Source organism: Legionella pneumophila subsp. pneumophila str. Philadelphia 1 (assembly GCF_000008485.1).
Taxonomy (GTDB): Bacteria; Pseudomonadota; Gammaproteobacteria; order Legionellales; family Legionellaceae; genus Legionella; species Legionella pneumophila.
On the sequence record NC_002942.5, the window covers coordinates 2,181,810 to 2,200,550 of the forward strand.

Consider the following 18,741-nt stretch of genomic DNA (forward strand, 5'->3'; position numbering starts at 1 on the left):
TTATAGCTTAATATCAAAAGATTCTGATTCCGATGTTGAGCCCTCAAGGAATTGATTTAATACTCCAGCAAGCATGCCAAAAGAGCCCTCCAATTGATTCAAGCCATTCAATAAATCTTGAAGCTGACTAAAAGAATCTTGAAATTCATTGGCTTCTTTTATCATAGATTGAGGCGTATTTTGGCTTAAATCTGTGAGCAATTCGATAAGCTCAGCATGTCGCGCATTGAGTTTTTTCAGGTTTTTATTCTTTCTGCTCGCTCCCTGCGATATTTGCATGATTGTTCTTTGAACGTCTATTAATTCACTGCAATAGCTGAACATTAATCTTTCCTTGCTTAAGTTTTCCAGTATGGATTCCTTAAGCTCGCTAAAGCTAATGTCGATATTAAAGTCAATTTCTAATAATTCTTTCTTCAATTCCTGATTGGCTGAATTAATTAAGGATTGAAAAGCAAAGTTCTTTCCGGTTTTATGATAAAATGCCTTCACCTTACGAATCAATTCTTTATATTCTTTATCAGCGATTGCTTTTTCTCTTGATATTTCCTCATCATTCTCAATTGCTTCAGCCACAGCGTCAGGCAATAATTTTTTGGTAATATCGCTTATTTCATCAGCCAATGCCTGGTTTTGAGGACTCAAAAGTGAGGATGAGTTTTTTACATTAATCTTTAAGTGCTCGTATCGCACAATGGACTCTTCCAGGGCAATTTTCTGGTCACCTTCGATATCACCAGATAATAAACATGATTTTAGTGCATTAATTAAATGAGCATAAAATTGCTTGTTATTGAGAGTTAAATTTTTGTTTTGTTCTAACGCGGCGTGCAAAGGGTGCCTGGGGATTTCAGACAAAAGAAGATGGGCTAAAGGTAATTTATGTAAGCCAACAGGCTGCATCAAACTTGCGCCATTTTTTATTAACACGCTAAAGCAGTCTACCAACGATTCACTATGTTCTGAGAAGCAATACTCAACGGCATTGGAATACGTTTGCGCTTTTGTTTTAATTGGATAACTATTGATAGGCAAACCAACTTTAGTGACTAAAAAGCTTAAAAGATCAGCTTTTCTCTGAGTAAGCGCAAGAACCATTAGATCATTATTAATCAAAGGATAATAAGGCGACAGGGTTTGAGCGTATTCAAACTCTCCAGCAAACAAAGCTCTTTCCAGGAGTGACTTGGCTTCTTTATTTGCACGGCCTTCGATTTCATTTAGGGCTTGTGTTTGCTCTTTTGTCAGTAACTCTTCCGTTTCCAAATTTATTTCTTTGATTTTCCAATGTAAATCAATTAAAAGAACTGCTTTAATTTTTTTATCTTCCGTCTTTAATAGTTGAGCAAACAATTTTTTTATCTTGCTAATATCGCGCTCCATTTTCACATCCACAGGGCGTTTCGCTTTGGCTGATTTGGAAAATAAGGTCGATTGAGAAAGCCCGATATTGCCTCTGCTGATTTTGGGCTCCGTAGCCCCTTGCTTTGGAGACAAGGCAACAACCTCTGCTTTGTCATCTTTTTTATGCTCTTCATCACTTTTTTTAACAGGCTCAAGAATTGGTTCCGGCATAGAGGATACGTACTTGTGTGTTTTCCCCAGGTAAATTGCTTCTCTCAACCAATGATTACTTTCAGAAATTTGGCTTAATGATTTAGTCGTCTTAATTAATTCATCAAGCTTTTCCAAATAGACCGCTCTGTTTTTATCTAAATCCTTACTTAGTGAAGTCGTTTCCTCGTTTAATCTGTGGTAATCAGCAAGCAATTTAGCTTCTATTTCCTTTTGCTTTTTTCGCAACAATTGCAAACAAGGCAGGCCTAGCTGCCATACAGAATGAATGAAATATTCCAGATTTTCTGGTGGGGGAACTTTGACATATTGCTCATCATCATCCAATAACTCCCAGGTAGCTGGGCATGCCAGAGCGTCGAAACGATTCAAAAACAAATGCATTCGATAGGTTTGACCATTTTGATCATGGAAGATCGCAGTAAAATGCGAAAGTCCTAAATTTGGATTATGGGGATCTGTCTTCTCATAAAGACTAATATGCGCGTCATGCAGCCTGAATCCTTCTGCAGCAATATTAGCCAAGGGTAATTCTAAGCGATAATACTTCTTATCTTTTAAGGTAATATCATGGACCGGTGTAATCTCATCTAATAATTTAAGATTTGGGGATTCAGCTAAAATATGCGTCAATACAAAGTAAAACAAATTGGGTTTCATAATCTCAAACAGCTCATTGAAATGAATCAAGGATACATAATGAATCAAATTTGTTCAACTTGTTTTTTAAATCCAAGAGCTATTGTCCACAACATGGAATGACATCCTGAATAACAACAAGCAAATGCCGGTAAATGCTGTATCGATTCAATAAAAAGCCGACAGTATGCAGTTAGAAAGAATCAGGACTTACGAAAACCCCCAAGATCAAGGCAAAAAATATTTTTAATGAGGGGGTTTAGCTAAACTAAATGACCGAATTAAAAATTTTTTTTAACAAAGAGATTGGGATTTTTCGTAAGTCCTGAGAATGTAAAACCTGTGTTTATCGGATCCTTTCTTAACTCATTAAATATCCCAAAGTGACAGATTTTACAGAATTTTGGGGAAATTAAATAAGTGGTTTTTCGGGAAGAGAACTCATTTCATTACTGTAAATTATGCTTCGGTAGGAAAATCTTCAACCGGGGGAGCTATCCATAGACTGCAATTTGGAGCGGGGATAATATAAGTTGTTACAACGTGAGAGTTCATACTATTAAGAATAGCTTTTCTAGTCGTAAGCCCAGTATTTTTAACAGTGCAAACCATATTTTTTTGTGCCAGGAAAGCTGCGCAACCATTATTTTCCGGAGAATTGGTGTAATCAATATCTCGGGTTGTCATGAGATAAACCCGTGTTTTGTAGGGTAATGATTCAGAGAGGAGTTTAAAACTGAAAGGACCAGCTATATGGTGTTGTCCCCATGAAGTAATTTGCTCTAAAGCCATGGAAATCACTTGAGGAAGTCCTTGCACATTCACAGTAATTGTTTCAGAACTATTGGGCTCAACAGGTAAATTATTAATGGTCAGGGAGAAATCTTCAGCCAGTACTTTGGGAAATTCCACATTAAATATAGCAGCTTGAGCAGCTGGATCACCTAGGTAATCAGCCTTCACACTGTCAAAAATATGCCAAAGTTTATTATAAGCATTGGTACAAAGCTGAGCATCTTTTGAACTGGGAAGCACGCTTGCGAAAACTGGATTGATATCGGCAACAATTAAGCCTATAAAAAAAATATATATATTTCATGTAACTAACTCCTTGTTATCTAAGTTGAATTAAATTTGACTTGATCTGATACAGCCTATTGAAAAAAAAAGTTTTCATTTTAAAACATATTAAATACAAATTTGACTTGCTCAATTTAGCTTTGGCAGAAATTTTTAAACACTTTTCTTTACCAGCTTCTGCATCTATATAAGCCCTAAGCATAGCCCTGTGTGGTGCAAACTCATTGATTTAAAGGATTAAAGCGATCACAAACATCAGGGTATGAATAAACTATAAACAATTAAAAATGCAACCTGGACGCCAGTCACTACAAGGCCATTTTGTATCATGGCTTTGACATTCTCACTTCCAGCAAAACCCATTGCCGCGAACATATTGGCGCCAGGGTAAGCGTAATTTGTGACGCGAGTTGCAAAGAGCATGCACAAAGCAAAAGTGATAAGAGGCAATTGCATCTGGAGGACAGAAGGGCTAAAGAGCTGGTGAAGCATTTTGATGGTTGCTTCTGCAGCGCCTGGCATACCAAAAGCGCCGGTAAATCCTATTAAGATCGATAATACTGGTTTCCCTCCCAGGTTAATTAATGGTGTTAATAACTCAGTTAATGCATTAAATCCTCCAGCTTGATGGATTAGTGCCATAAAAGGATCAAATAAAATAAACAAAAAGAAGAGATGCAAGCTTTTTTGCATTCCTTCAAATAACAGGTTAAAAATTTGTTTCAAACCGAGTCGACAGGATAATCCGGTAATCAGCGCCAGAAATAACATGACAAAGATCACATAAGAGGTTTTCGCTTGAGTAAATAAGCCATAGACAACACAAAACAAAAAGGAAATCAGAAAAATTAATGTAACCCTTTTTTGTTGTCTATTGGGAGTAAAGGGCTCAGTGCTGTTCTCGTCTTCGCAGGGCTCATTGATGTATAATTTTTGTAATCGTGAAGCCATAAACCAGGTGGTAATTAAAGTCACTACAGCAATTGGGAGCGAAGCGTAAAGAAATACTGTCCCATAACTTAATCCAGTGACACCAAGCAAGGTTACAACCGGGGGAGCAAAAGGCCCCAGAATTAAAGCCTCTTCAGCTGAAGCTTGCATGAGTACCGCCAAACTGGGACGTGACAAGCCTACTGACCCTGCAATAGGACGCAAACTGGGGGCCAGGATAGCTAAACCTCCCGCTAATGTTCCCAGCAAACCAACAATAATAAAGGATGAGAGGACTATACCAATTTTAGCGCGTCGCTGAGTATTAACCCCGACTCCATAAACAATTTGGTGCACTAAAGTATGACTTACCTGGGTATGCGTTAAAACTTCGCCCAACCCTCGACCTAACATGATGATAAAACCAACCAAAGCCATAAATGAACCCAAGGCATCAGCCATGGCATTCCCTATGTCAATTGGGGTGCTTATATTCCACAAAAAACCTAGCCCAACGCAAACAGCTGTCGCTACTAATGGATCAACGTTACGAAATAACAGCAAAACATAAAGAATAATAATGGATAAACTGGCTAGCTGAATGTAGAAAGACATTAGCGGATCACTCCAATTAGATTCAGTCCCTGTGTGATGCCTTCAATCCCTAATCCCGGTTTGTCTGCCAGGATAATTTTATTGCTGAGACTTTGTGCCCCACCAAGAATATAATTCTCACGGATCAAAAAAATAGGATCGAGATCTGCATAAGAAATATCGGGCTTACTTAATGCAAAACTGGCTATTGCAGCAACTCCAATCGGCGACTCCAGCATACATCCAACCATTATTTGCATTTTGGCCGCTTGAGCAATATGGTAGATAGATTGAGCTTTCTCAATGCCTCCTGATTTCATCAACTTTATATTGACCCCATCACAAGCATTAATCTTTGCGATATTCAATGCATCTTCTGGTGAAAAACACGCTTCGTCAGCGATAATTGCACAACCAACCTGATCACTAATCGTCTTTAAGTCAGGCAGATTTCGAGCATTAACCGGTTGCTCCACCAGAGGAACATTCAAATTCTCTTTTTTGAACGCAGTAATGGCGATTAATGCCTCTTCATAAGACCATCCCTGATTTGCATCTGCTAGCAGAGTAATGTCATTGCCTACTGCCTGACGAATAGCTCGAATTCGATTGATGTCGTCCACTGGATTTAATCCCAATTTGATTTTCAGGGTTTTGTGCCCTCGCTGAATTAAATCAACCGCATCACTCACCATCTCATCAACCTCTTTGACACTTATCGTAATACACGAATCGATACAATTGGTATTTCCTCCCAACAATCTATAGAGAGGCAAACCACAATATTGGGCAAATAAATCATGCAAAGCGATATCAATAGCAGCCTTCGCTGACGAGTTACCTCCTATAGCCTCATCAGTCATTTGCAGTAATAAATTGAATTCGGCAATATTATGTCCGATAAGAGGAGGCCCCAAGGCACTTTTAATAGCAGCAATAATGGATTCCTTGCTGTCTCCAGTTATAGCAGGTGTTGATGCTGCTGAACCATAACCAATCTTTCCACAATCCGTTTTTATTAATACCACAACATCATCAACGCATTCTGTACGTCTCACCGCGGTAATAAACGGACGGCTTAATGGAATAGTTAGTTCTGCGATATGGATTTCTTTAATATTCAAACAAGCACCTGTTCATTTATTGTTTGCGGGGTAACCCTAATGAGATATTAAAATATTAAGAGTTAATTTGGCAAAACATGTTTTTAAATTATATCTCTCACCAAATAATATTAACTTGATACCCAGCTTCAATACATCTCTTTTCTATTCTTGAATCAACTCAATAAAATAAACCAACTATTTCTGACGAACACCAAAAACAGATACGGATTTCATGTATTCAAAAACAACTGTCTTTTGCTATCATCCAAATTTCTTATCATCCCCAAAATCAATCCATTTGTATTAACCTGGAGATACCCATGCTTTTTAAACTAAATAAATCCAGCTCTCACAAACCTGAACAAATTAGCAGGAGTTACCACCGTTTGATGCTTCAGTTGAAAACATGGGAAACAAATCACTACACACCAGACTTAAATGAAGAATATTTTAGGACTTTGGATATTGAAACAAGGAATGTTCAAATATTCTACAATGATTTTGTGAACAATGTATTAATCCCTCTTGAACAGCAACCTACAACTGATTTGCCGGAATTCATCACCAGGGAAGATATTTTCAAACTCTTAAGCTTTAAAATATTTATGCCATTGGCTCAGATATTTGCAGAGAGAGAGCAATGGATGAGACGTATTGCGGGTACCAATGGAAAAAATGCTCATACCAGCGAAAGCTACAATAAATTCAAAAAAATCTTTTTAAACTCCCATCATAAATTTGTTATTGAAGAAAGCTTATTCCATTTTGAACACGGCACATTAAAATATCACCATGAGTGGCAAACTGCGAAGCGACAAATTGCCAAGGAAGTAAAATCATTACGTGTATTACAAGAAAATTGGAAAGAGAAAAAAAACAAAATTGACAGAAAAAATGCTTCTATCCTGTTTGATTTTCTTGATAGTTTTGAAAGTATTCCCAACCGGTTACGCTCAAGGGAAGAGGAAAGATTTAAACAAACTGAAGTCTACAAAAAAGCACTTTCCACAGACAAGCTCAAAGCAATAGAACTCCTGAATCAGCATCTTTTTGATTACAGCAATCCTCAAGAAGAATTGGCAGAAAGGATGAAGCTTATCAAAGCTCTGTATGACAGCAATATTCTATTTGAACAGCACCATACTCCAATAGGGTGGCTGAAAAACCAATTGAACATTGAAACGGTACTTGATAAAAAGCTGGCTTCTCTGGAGCAATCCTTAAAAGCAGCGGAAAATGCTCTAAATTCTTATATGGAACATGCAATGCCTAAAACGGTCACGATTTCCACTGAACTAAGAAAAGAGCTGGAAAAGGATAGCATCGCGCTCCCTGAGGAAAATAAATCACCTGAAGCAGTTTCAGAAAATCAGAATACAAGTCATTCTAATCCTGTAGTTCAACCTCAGATTACTCCTGTTCAAAATAAAAAAAATACAGGAAAAGTTTACCTTAAGGTGCAAGAATACGAAGAAAACCTCCATAAACTTGGTTTATTTACACCCCCCAAAAAAACCTTCTCTCAACCATTACAAATACAAAAAAAGCCTCTTTCTGATGAAAATAAATTCTCGCTAAAAATAACAAATGGAGCAGATTTAAAGCTTTTCCCCACAAATTCATTACACCCCCAGAATTGATTTTATTTTTGTCAAAAAGTATTTTTAAATATCTATGTATATTTTTTATACATCATTGTGATATATTATTATCCCAGTGATTGTCTTCTCCGAATGGTATAACAGGAGAACTGGTTTTCCTAGTTTTAATGATTAAACGGGTTTTCGCTAAGATGAGGTTTGCAAAAGCAAACTTATGCTTATCTTAGTGATATCCATATGATTCGCCTTAATAACTCTCCTCATCTTTTTGAATTTTTTATTCATTTAATAGCCTTATTAGGCTGTTTCAAATAGGAGAGCACAATATGATACTAATTTATAAGCTTACTCTGACAAAACTTACAGAGGATGAATTAAAAAAAGATTTTGCCACAATTCCAAGCTGGGCAACTCACCTTGACTTATCAAACAATCGCCTCGGCGAAACAAGCAATGAAGAATTAATAAGAGTCTTTGCCAAAATTCCAGGCTGGATAAGCCATATTAAATTAAGATTTAACAACCTCGGCCAAAAAAACGGTAAGGACTTGGCAAAAGCTTTTGCCAAAATACCAATTTCGGTGACTACGCTTGATTTAGGTTCCAATCAACTTGGCAAAAAAAGTGGAGAGGAATTGGCAAATGCATTCGCAGGAATTCCAACATCGGTGACCAGGCTTATATTGAGCCAAAACGAACTTTACAAGAGAACTGGGGGGGAACTGGCAACTGCATTTGCCAAAATCCCGAGCTCAGTAACCCATCTTGTTTTAGTTAATAATGGATTGGGTGAAAAAAATGGCAAGGAATTGGCAACTGCTTTCGCTAACATTCCAAGCTCAGTGACCACCCTTGATTTAGCTCTTAATGATCTTTCCAAAATAAAAAGCACGGAATTGGCAGTAATCTTTACAAAAATTCCAACTTCTGTAACTCAACTTGATCTGAGCCACAATAACCTCAATAAAAAAAGTGGGAAGAACTTAGCAAAAATTTTTGCCAACATTCCTACCTCCGTAACTAACCTTAATTTAAGTTGCAATGAATTGGGCAAAAAAAGTGGCAAGGGGTTAGCAGCTGCCTTTGCCAAAATTCCAACCTCAGTGACAGACCTTAATATAGAAGATAATGACCTCGATAACAGAACTGGCAAGGAATTGGCAATGGCTTTTGCACACATTCCAGCTTTCGTGAATACTCTTCGATTAGGAGATAATAACCTCGGCAATAAAAGTGGAGAAGAATTAGCAGAGATCTTTGCCAAAATCCCACTATCGGTGACTTCACTTGATTTACGCTACAATGAACTTGGAAAAAGAAATGGTAAGGAGTTAGCAATTGCTTTCGCCAAGATTCCCAGCTCAGTGACTAATCTTAATTTAAAATTTAATCACCTTGGTAAAATAACTGGAGAAGAGCTGGCTATGGCCTTTGCCAACATCCCAACCAATGTCGATTCACTCGTTTTAGCGAATAACGAGCTTGGGGCTAAAAGTGGAGAGGAATTAGCCAAGATTTTTAGTAAAATTCCAGCTTCTATAACCAGCTTGAACATGGGCAACGATTGGTTTGCTGTCATAGAAAAATTAAGTCAGCAAAAAATGGTTCTATCTACAATAACCCATGTGGTTATAGATTACAGCTCAGCTCAAGAGCACTCAGCAAAACTCAAATTGCTTGCAACTGTTTTTCCTAATCTAAATAAAGTCACTTTTATGGATATTCATGGAAATAACGCCCTAGCTGGTCAAAATCCTATAGAGGAAGCTAAATGGCTGAAATTATGTGGCATTAAAAATTCCGTGCCCTCCCTACTCAGCCAAGCCTTGTTTTTTGTTGCAAAAAATAAAGAACATAGGTCCATTCAAGATTACCCAAGCCTGCTTCCTAAAGAGCTTACTGACTCAATTTCATCGCTATTGAAATGCTAAAACAAGATTTGTATTTCTTACACGGATCAGCTCAATAATTATCCATTTCACGTGGTGCCATTTTAATGATGGTACCATCTTTATGATGTAAATCTAACTTCATCCACCGATTGTATAGGTAGTGGTATTGCAGAAAATATCAGGTTACCTGAATTACTTTCCACAGAAAAACTTACCCACATTTGAAATATTTTTGCAAATTCTGAATATAAAATTGCTATAATACGGTGTTTTTTACTATTTTTTGAACTCATGTTAGTTTCCAATACAATTCTCAAGGCGGCATTAAGCCATTTCGAAGACAGAAGTGATTTAATCAAACAACTGGATTTGTCTTCTGATAACGATAAAAACTCGTTTTACAAATGGGTTTTGGCGTTTTGGTTGGGTTCAAACATCACTCGCGAAAAAATTATCAAACACCCTTTGTACATAAAATGTGAAGTTTTTATTGATTTGGGTTACTCGTGCATTTTGGTTTTGGATAAACAAATGAGCTTGTTAAAGCAAAATTCACTTGCTTATAAGATCCTGCAAAAAAACTTATTTGAAATAATTCAATATTATAATGTCAACTATCCGTTATTAACCCAGAATCCCCAAACGCTATTTTCTTTCTTTGCCAATATTCTTGCAAAAATTGACAGCAAGGTATGTGAAGATATTTCTCACCGAAAAATCCTTGAACTGACTCAGAATACGTGCCTAGCTGAATTATCACGTACTCAAAATGGCCCGCCAGATGGATTGGCAGCAACACAAGTGTCTAATGATGTTACCAGTTTAATGAAAGTTAATCCGTTCAATTTAGGTGTCGCTATCAATAAGCTGATTACGGAAAATTTTAGCAAGGAACTTTTTTTCCCACACTACATAAAGCCAACAACCGACAAGCATATTACTCATAAATTATTAATACCAGCCTGGGATGGTATTGTACTTGAGGGGCTTTCTGTTAAGGAAAGAAAAACAACAAACAATACCGTTGTTTTAGCGTTAATTGGACATTTCCAAACAGAACATCATTATCTTAATACCAGCTTTCATGAGTTCCAGGAACTTTTTGGCACAGAATTAGTGCTTATAAATCATAGAAATTATTCTAATCGGTCCAATAAATTTGCCAACAGTGCTGAAGAGATAGCCAGGGATGTGCTCGCTTTCGCAAAACATTTCAGACAAAAAAACAAAAAAATTGTACTGTATGGAATGTGTGGCGGGGCTGCGCATATGATTTTAGCGGCCCATATGCTATCCCATCAGAAAATCCCATTTAAGTTAATCGTTGACAGGTTCTCTCAAAAATACATCAATTTCGTAGACTTTAAAACACTCTCGAGAGCCAGAGATTTTTCACACTCAAACGGACAAGATTGCTCGAGATTGCTTCCAGGTTACAAATATTATCCTGGTTTAATGCCATACTTGCTCATTCTCCTTTTTTTATTGTTGTTTATTTTAGTTCAATTAGGTCTATTTTTAACAAAAACAAATATTGATTTCGCAAAACTTGTGCGGAGGATTCCTGAAGAAGACCTCCTGATTTTACAAGCCAAGGGAGAAAAAATAGCAGCCTTAAAAAAACCATTCTTTACAGACATCATTGTACACCCCGAAAATGACATGCGGGCAGCCGTAAAAGATAAAAGAAAACAGAGAAAAACCATCTTGAAAAATTTATGTGAGCATTGTTTGCATGCTGCTGGTCAAGCTGTTTTTTCAGCCGAGATGCAAAAGATTTTTCTTCAATTATTTAACTGCTTTGATCAATGCCTCCAGCTAATAAACAATGAGAAATTAATGGAAAATACCATCACTAATCGCCCTGTAGATTTACACAGTAAAAAACTTTACACGCTTACAACCAGAAATAAGTTACCTATCAGTCAGTTCATTAGAGGTTTTTTTAAACAATCACCAAAAATGCATGCCCATTTGCTTGATTCAATCAAACCATACTCTAGTCACCTTATAGTTGATGCTTTAAAACAAATTTATGGAAACCACCCATCAATGCATTCTAATTTATTGCAATTTTCTAATCATTTGGCTTTGCTTTTAAATGATATGAAAACCAATCAGTTTTTTATTTCTTATATGGCCGATCGTTTATCTGCTACTCAATTAGCTGATTTAAATGAACCTATCAATGCGCTGTTAAGAAGCGAACTACTTCAACTAATTTTCAAGAGTTCGTCTGAACAAAATAATCAAAATATCATAAATAATCATAGGGTATCCATTTAATGCATTCATTGACCCCACTAATTGGGTTATCGTTGATACTAAATGGCAAGATTAATGTAAATGCGCTTAAACCATGTGCTCATCAACACTCAAGTCAACCAATAAGTAAGCAATAACGAATATTTATAAACAATATTTATTAAAAATAATCTATACTTAAAAAAATTAGCGCGTTGGAGGTCATATGTTTTTCTCTAAAGATGAAAAAAATCCAATAAAAAGAGCTCTTCAAGGTGAATTATTACAAAATGAGCCCTTTATACAACTATGTACAAAAATAGAAAACTATTTGATGGATACCGAAGCTGTAAACGAGCAACTTATTGAATTAAACGAACAACTGACAATGAGGTTAAAGGAAAAAGGACTCAAACCCGGAGAAAAAGGAGCAACAAAGCAGTTAAGAACACTCATACAGGAAATACTAACCGAGGCTGGCTTTAGAGAGGGAATGTTACAAACAATAGGGAATAAGCCATTAAAAAAAGAAGACTTCATGTTTTTAGTATCATCAGGATTTATGTTAAAAGACAGCAGTCTAAGAGCATCATCCCATGGTGAGCTGACCCATGCAATTCAATGGTGTTTAATCATATTGAAACAAAAGAAAGACAGCAGTTTTCTTGAAAACATACCTACTAGTGAGATTTGTGACCGAATTTATAAAAAACTAGGGCACCAAGATTCTTCGAATCCTAATTATCCTTTTACTTGTTGGGATGTACTTATCGATAAATTAGGAGAAATAGACTCCAGATCCCCGGAATGGCTTTCCGATCATATTCAAAACGACGAGGATCAAATTTTTCCTGTGTTAAGAGAGGTAATAAAAAACAGAACTGAAAAAGGCAAAACAGAAGAAAACAAGGGAAAATTACAAAAAAAACTGGAAAATCCGCCAGAACATTATGAAAAACACGAGGAAATTGAAAATATTCTCATGCCAAAACCCAAATAAATTTGAACTACTACAGACCAACTAATCCATTTGAATTCAGTATGGTTTTTCCCCATACTCATCAGGCACAACATATTCTTTAAGTATCAAATCATCGTATCTTTCGACTAACTTACCCAGGCGAGAACTGGTAAGCGCTGCATAATCAATCGCATTAAGCAGTTCCGCCCCATCCTTTTCCTGCAGTAAACTAATAAGCTTCTCTACGGCAGCAATTTTCTGTTCAACAGAGAACCCTTTTGTTATCTCTATGTGACGTGTTTTAAAATGCTTACTTAGAATTTTTTCCTCAGAATCATGGCCTTCTTCATTCTCTTTCACTTCCAAAGCCTGCCTTGCTTCTTCTTTTTTTATGATAATATAATCTTTCAATTCATTGATAAATTGTTCCTTGCGCAAATTGCCATGGAATCCGGTTTCTTCTGTTAATTCATCACTATACTCTTCGTCATCATCAGAGTATGCCTCTCTATTACTTACTGGGTGCCCAGATTCCTTTGAAAGTGAGGGCTCTATAACAATCGAATCAGTATCAAAAGCTTTTTGCGCAGCTTTTCTTTTTTTAGTCAGCCAAGTTTTATCACACTTACTGACCACTTCGATTCCCATAATCGGTTTTTTATCCTTATCATTTGCTACATTCGAGTATTGATTACCAACTTTTAAGGTAACTAGCAAGCTGGAATCTTCTACTTCAACACCTTCCATGTAATCACGCAATGCCTCCTGTAATGCACCAGGACCAGCTGCAATAGTTTGATATTTTCTAAAATCCATAGGTTCCTTCAATTGATAAGGAGTGCGTTTAGCATCCATCAGATTGCCATATGGACCGAATTTTTTTTTAAGCGATTCCAGGGGCAATGGGGATGAATCATACTCTTCATGACGTTGCATAGCATTTAGAATTGCATCTTCCATAACCTCATGATCAGGAATAGCAGCAATAATATCGTTATTAACATCTCCTAAAGTATTGACATAATGGGTAGTAGAACCTCCACGTGGATCCGTGAATGATCCTGTATGCAAATCCACATGCGCTTTTATGCCAAAAGCAACCTCATCTGCTACAAATTGTGAGTTTTCATCCAAATAAAAAACGATATCGGTATCGAAGTAATAACCGCCCTCTTGCCTTAAAATTTCGAAGCGAAAAAAATCTGCGGCTGCCGCAAGATTTTTAAAACCGACTCGTTCTCTATTGACATATTCCCAAAATTTTTTGTACCTGTCTCCCTCCTCGTAAAAGGGGGCATTTCGCATCCCTTCTTCCAATTCATGAACATTCCTTATTCTTAAGTTAGGTATGTCTATTCCTTCTTGAGTTGATGTTTTAATGTAATTCATTTCATTATCAACCCATAAATTAACCTCAAAACCACTTTTTAGTGCTACTGCAGCAACATCCATAATAGTGCGTAAATATTGAGCTCGAATAGGTCCCCCAACCCAAACAAAATGTATTTTGGATGGTAGCGTACGGAGCTCATATTCAGATTTAGAATCGCTATCAGATTCAGAATCACTTTCATATTCAGAATCGCTCATGAAACTCTCGCATAACAATTCAATGTTCTTTAATTATAGTACACCCCCATCTAATTCAGCCGAAACTCTGAGTTTCATTTAAAAACCATTTTAATGCGATACAATACTGTTATACTGGTCTTAACCATTCTATTGAGAGTTTCATATGAAAAAAATTATTTGTTTACTCAGTAACTTAGTGTTAACAGTAGGTATCATGTCAGCACATGCAGAAACTGCAATTATTAAAACTTCAGAGGGCAACATAACGTGTGAATTATTTACAAAAGAAGCTCCCAATACCGTTGCAAATTTTGTAGGGCTGGCAACTGGAACAAAAGAATTTAAAGACATAAAAACTGGCAAAATGGTTAAACGCCCTTTTTACAATGGCTTAACCTTTCATCGTGTGATTGCCGGCTTTATGATTCAGGGCGGCGACCCCCTCGGAAATGGGACCGGTGGCCCAGGTTACACATTTGATAATGAAAATACTAATGCCAGTTTTAACAAACCTGGCGTACTTGCCATGGCCAATGCTGGACCAAACACGAATGGCAGTCAATTTTTTATTACCGTTGCACCAACACCTGAATTACAAGGTGGCTACAATGTTTTTGGTCAAGTCATTTCTGGACAAGAAGTTGTTGATAAGATTAGCAAGATGCCCACTGATCCACAAGATAAACCCATTACACCTGTAGTCATTGAAAATATTACCATTCAAAAGTAAATGTGATACCAACTCTTGTGATATTGTGTAAGCCAATTAAAATTCGAAATATGGGTATGTAAGGACTAGATATTCGTAATTCCTTTTCCGCGAATATCTTCCTTATTCTCACTTAAATGCTTTTCATCGGATAATTTAAATATATTTTTTTCATCAGTAATAACAGGTGGCTCTTTACTCCATAATAGGCTTGTTAAAGTCGCTGTTTTTCCATAATATCCATTGGTATAAGTGATATTATTTTTAGCTAATGCTCTTTTAAGAGCCTCGATTGATCGTGAACCCATACCAGAATATCCTATGTCTTCGGTAAATTTTTTAAAGAGCTCATTAAATAAATCATGTGGATTTTTATTCTTGATGTTTTGATAGTTGAATATGATATTGAGTTCTTCTGAACCACTTTTATCATTCATCACTATCTCTATTTGAAAATAATCTCTAAAATCTTTGAGTTTATTTTTAAGTTCTTCTATTGTTGCTCCTCCCTCTTTTACTTTTTTCCCTCCCTTATACCCGCAATACTCAAATACAAAATTTTTCATAATTTTTTGAACACGGTATAAATTCATTTTCTTATTTAAATCAATCTTTTTATCTTCTTCTTTTGGTTCTATTCTCTGTGGTGAATTCATTTTTTCTGGCTCAATAACCAACTCTTTTTCACTTCTCTTTTGAACCTGGTAAGATTCGACAAGTTCTCTAAGCTCAGAATTTATGTGTTTGGAGAAAATAGATTGTTCTTCATCTGATTTATAAAAACAAAGCTCTTCTTTCTGTTTTATTGCTAATATCTTTTTAAAATTTTTAATGCATTTTTCCGGTTCGGATAAATTGATTTCTTGTGGCTTTAATTTTGATTTTGCTGCATTTAAAGCATTTTCAGTACTTAAGATTACCATGACCAAATCTTCTCGTCTTAATGGCATATTATTTTTCAAGTCTTGCAGCAACTTTATTGATTTATTGATAATACTTGTTACCAATTCATGCGGCTCCTTTTGAAAAATTCTTTTCTTTTTTGTTTCTTCTAACTCCTTAATAGCCTTATCTATCAATTTAGAAAACTCTTTTTGGTCTTTTAAATTTTCCTTTTTAGTCGCAATAATAATGTCTTTCGACTTATCCAAACAGCGCTCAATTGTCTCAAAAAACTCCATTTCTCTCTGGCCGCTTTCTTGATGATATCTGTAATAAGCTTGTTTGTCATAAGTAACTAATACTGAATTTTTATCAGTTACTATAGGGATATCCCAGCCAATATAACCATACCATGTCTTTGGCACCTCATAAGTAATCTCAAATTTATCAAGCACTTGTTTTAAAGCTGTTTTAGAGCGAGATGATAAAGTGGTGTCTTTATAAAATTGCACAAATAATTCATTTAAAAATTCAATGGGGTTAACATCAAATAGCGCTGGATTACAATTAAAGTTTGTTTTATATACTAAATGCCCAAACTCTTCATAATGCGAGATTTCAATAGTAAAATATTTCTCAAATGGCTTAAGTTTTTTTATTGCATCTTCTGGACTTGCTCCTTGTGATATATATTGGTCTACGAAATTATTCATCAATTCCAACAATTTTTGTGCAGATTCTATTCTAGGAGTAGCAACCTCTCTGTAAAATTTGGTAGTTACCTCCTGAAAACTCTCGGAGGCTTCTGCAAATTGCGAATTTAAATTCAAATTAAATTGCAGTCTCTCCTTAGAAAGATGATCCGCGATCTTCAGCACAAACTGGATTGTACTACCCATCCTCTGATCTTTTTTATAGCAAGACTTGATTGCTTCGAGAAAAAACTCTGTTTTATTTATGGATAAATAAGTATAAATATCATTAACAGCATTGTATAAATTAGTAAGTTGTTGCTGAATCTCCTTTAGTTCTAATGTTTCGCTTCTTTCCCCTTTTAAGTTTTTTTTTAGAAAATTATTATATCTTTCTATTAGATTAGATAGTTCTTCTTTAATTTCTTGACCCGACATTTTTTTATCATTAACTGTAAACTGCACTCCATTCAATAAATCATTAATCTTAATATTCTCTTTTTCCCATTGGTTCGCCAAGTAGAGGAACTCTTCTGCTCGGGAAATATGTTTTTTAATGCCTTCATTAACCTTTTTAAGCCCTTTCCCTAAGTTGATAATTTTTTCTTGCATTACATAATTCCAGGTTCAATGTGACTTATTTTTTAATTATAGTTAATTTAATAAACAATTAAATTAATTTTTAATCATATTATTTTTCATAAACGCAATGGATTTATAAAAATCATTGCTTGGGAAAGATATTGTTCGGGATTAATAGAAGATTTTATTGATATGTTTAATTTGATAAGTTATTTTGGTAATTAAAGATAGCTAGAGGTAAAAAACTCAACAAAAATCGTAATTAACCATTTAAAATCAATATTTTAGATAATAGCTTACTTATGGTACTCTGCTAACTCATAATTTATTAAAATTCATCCGATAATAAAAATGAAAATTTACAGTATAGTTAATCTTGTTGTGCAGAAAGAAAAAATACTTATTAACTTGGACAAATTTCACACAAAAGAAGATGGAAGTTTTAGATTTGAACCAAAAAATATAGATACCTCATTACCCATTCTTTCTTTCCAGAAAGAAGACGCAACTAAATTCCCCCTATTTAATGATTTAAATATAAAAATTAATAAATCTGATTCTATCGATTTTAAAGCAGCCTATATATCTGAAACAATATCATCACTGATCCCTGAGTACACAAAAGAAAATACCTATCGACTAACATCGTTAACCTACGAATTACCCCTGAACCCATCATTAGCGCTACAAATCATTGCAGTATTTGATAATTATCTTACACAAACAAAAGAAGCTCGTTTTTCAAAAAAATCAATCAAACAGAGCATTGATGAACATGGAAACTTAAAAATATGCCTGATGGAATTTTTTGACGACTCACACTATATTGCTATGTGGGATGAAGAGATGGGCATTAATCCATTAGAAATAAGAAAAAGAAAATTTTCAGATAAGCATCCTTTTTTACAAGGATTCATCAATGCTTCTAATATTCCTGAAATCTACCTTCCTGTAATAGATAACCTAAAAAAATATTATGCGTTTTGTGAAATTGAACATTTAACTATTTCTGAGTGCCTAAACAATACAAAATTAAATCAATTAATTTCGACAAACAAAAACCCTTATCTATTACTCACTGATTTGAGTCCTTCTCAGCAATTAAGTATTGTTAACGAAATTAAAAGAGATTTACTTAAAGGAAACTCTTCAATTCCTTGGGAAAAAATAATTAATCGTATTTTTGAATATAAAATTGATAACTTATTTAGGCCTTCTATAGGACAGAAGGCGCATGATGGAGGTAAGTATAATTTAAATTATACTGAAATCGAATTTTTAAAACATATAGCAAATAATCTTACTCTTAAAGGAAATAAAATTTGCATTAGCAACTTGAATGAAAATCCTGCTTATCTTAAATATTATGCTTTTGGATGTAAAAACAATAATATTTTTGAAAAAGAGTTACGTTTTCTAGGAAAATATGTAGGATTAGAATTTGAAGATTGTGATTTTCATAAAGAAATTGTCTTGACACAAAAGTGTAGCGATTATCTAAAAGAAAAAGGATTTACTTATTTAATACAATTAAAAAACTTAATGAATAATTTACAACAACCATTAACAAAAAACATTAGGTTAATGCTATCCGATGTATATTTAAATAATGAGACGAATAATAATATAAATGAAAACGATTTATCCTATACTTTTACCTAACTCGGTAACTGATAGATAAA

12 protein-coding genes are annotated in these 18,741 nt (G+C 35.1%); 6 read left to right on the plus strand and 6 right to left on the minus strand.

Features of this window, described 5'->3' with window-relative positions; genetic code table 11:
• The 4 genes from legC4 to LPG_RS09810 all read right to left on the minus strand — a co-directional run bounded on the left by legC4 (position 1) and on the right by LPG_RS09810 (position 5,942).
• Positions 1-2,283, minus strand: a complete 2,283-nt coding sequence (gene legC4 / locus LPG_RS09795; protein WP_010947669.1) for a Dot/Icm T4SS effector LegC4 — start codon at positions 2,281-2,283, stop codon at positions 1-3.
• 390 nt (positions 2,284-2,673) lie between these two features.
• Positions 2,674-3,249, minus strand: a complete 576-nt coding sequence (locus LPG_RS09800; RefSeq protein ID WP_010947670.1) for a hypothetical protein — start codon at positions 3,247-3,249, stop codon at positions 2,674-2,676.
• A 300-nt stretch (positions 3,250-3,549) separates the two neighbouring features.
• Complete coding sequence (locus tag LPG_RS09805; RefSeq protein WP_010947671.1) at positions 3,550-4,839, minus strand: TRAP transporter large permease subunit; 1,290 nt, start codon at positions 4,837-4,839, stop codon at positions 3,550-3,552.
• The gene (locus LPG_RS09810; RefSeq protein ID WP_010947672.1) at positions 4,839-5,942 is read right to left on the minus strand and encodes a dipeptide epimerase; all 1,104 of its coding nucleotides are present in this window, start codon (positions 5,940-5,942) and stop codon (positions 4,839-4,841) included. The genes LPG_RS09805 and LPG_RS09810 overlap by 1 nt, the downstream gene beginning before the upstream one ends.
• A 302-nt stretch (positions 5,943-6,244) precedes the next feature.
• On the opposite strand from LPG_RS09810, the gene LPG_RS09815 reads away from it, so the two are divergent.
• From LPG_RS09815 to lirA, 4 genes are all read left to right on the plus strand, one after another.
• Complete coding sequence (locus tag LPG_RS09815; RefSeq protein WP_015444363.1) at positions 6,245-7,564, plus strand: hypothetical protein; 1,320 nt, start codon at positions 6,245-6,247, stop codon at positions 7,562-7,564.
• A gap of 263 nt (positions 7,565-7,827) precedes the next feature.
• Positions 7,828-9,456: a Dot/Icm T4SS effector LegL5 gene (legL5, locus tag LPG_RS09820; RefSeq protein ID WP_010947674.1), complete on the plus strand. Its 1,629-nt coding sequence runs from the start codon at positions 7,828-7,830 to the stop codon at positions 9,454-9,456.
• Between the two features lie 252 nt (positions 9,457-9,708).
• Entirely contained in the window at positions 9,709-11,703 is a 1,995-nt protein-coding gene (locus LPG_RS09825) for a lpg1959 family Dot/Icm T4SS effector (RefSeq protein WP_010947675.1), read from the plus strand.
• A gap of 184 nt (positions 11,704-11,887) precedes the next feature.
• Complete coding sequence (lirA, locus tag LPG_RS09830; RefSeq protein WP_010947676.1) at positions 11,888-12,661, plus strand: Dot/Icm T4SS effector LirA; 774 nt, start codon at positions 11,888-11,890, stop codon at positions 12,659-12,661.
• Positions 12,662-12,697: 36 nt separating this feature from the next.
• Here lirA and LPG_RS09835 read toward each other — a convergent pair whose 3' ends face one another.
• Positions 12,698-14,212 carry a TcdA/TcdB catalytic glycosyltransferase domain-containing protein gene (locus LPG_RS09835; protein WP_015444360.1) on the minus strand — a complete coding sequence of 505 codons (1,515 nt, stop codon included), beginning with the start codon at positions 14,210-14,212 and terminating at the stop codon, positions 12,698-12,700.
• A gap of 145 nt (positions 14,213-14,357) precedes the next feature.
• Between LPG_RS09835 and lirB the strand changes: the two genes are divergently transcribed.
• On the plus strand, positions 14,358-14,924 hold the full coding sequence (gene lirB, locus LPG_RS09840; protein ID WP_010947678.1) for a type IV secretion system effector LirB: 567 nt from the start codon (positions 14,358-14,360) through the stop codon (positions 14,922-14,924).
• Between the two features lie 65 nt (positions 14,925-14,989).
• On the opposite strand, the gene pieA is transcribed toward lirB, so the two are convergent.
• Positions 14,990-17,089: a Dot/Icm T4SS effector PieA/LirC gene (pieA, locus tag LPG_RS09845; protein ID WP_010947679.1), complete on the minus strand. Its 2,100-nt coding sequence runs from the start codon at positions 17,087-17,089 to the stop codon at positions 14,990-14,992.
• Between the two features lie 321 nt (positions 17,090-17,410).
• On the opposite strand from pieA, the gene pieB reads away from it, so the two are divergent.
• Positions 17,411-18,721, plus strand: a complete 1,311-nt coding sequence (gene pieB, locus LPG_RS09850) for a Dot/Icm T4SS effector PieB/LirD (protein ID WP_010947680.1) — start codon at positions 17,411-17,413, stop codon at positions 18,719-18,721.
• Positions 18,722-18,741: the final 20 nt, after the last annotated feature.

Coding starts and splice junctions, on each gene's coding strand:
- LPG_RS09805 (WP_010947671.1), bottom strand. CDS start 4,839: ATGTCTTTCTACATTCAGCTAGCCAGTTTATCCATTATTATTCTTTAT.
- LPG_RS09815 (WP_015444363.1), top strand. CDS start 6,245: ATGCTTTTTAAACTAAATAAATCCAGCTCTCACAAACCTGAACAAATT.
- LPG_RS09825 (WP_010947675.1), top strand. CDS start 9,709: ATGTTAGTTTCCAATACAATTCTCAAGGCGGCATTAAGCCATTTCGAA.
- lirA (WP_010947676.1), top strand. CDS start 11,888: ATGTTTTTCTCTAAAGATGAAAAAAATCCAATAAAAAGAGCTCTTCAA.
- LPG_RS09835 (WP_015444360.1), bottom strand. CDS start 14,212: ATGAGCGATTCTGAATATGAAAGTGATTCTGAATCTGATAGCGATTCT.
- lirB (WP_010947678.1), top strand. CDS start 14,358: ATGAAAAAAATTATTTGTTTACTCAGTAACTTAGTGTTAACAGTAGGT.
- pieA (WP_010947679.1), bottom strand. CDS start 17,089: ATGCAAGAAAAAATTATCAACTTAGGGAAAGGGCTTAAAAAGGTTAAT.
- pieB (WP_010947680.1), top strand. CDS start 17,411: ATGAAAATTTACAGTATAGTTAATCTTGTTGTGCAGAAAGAAAAAATA.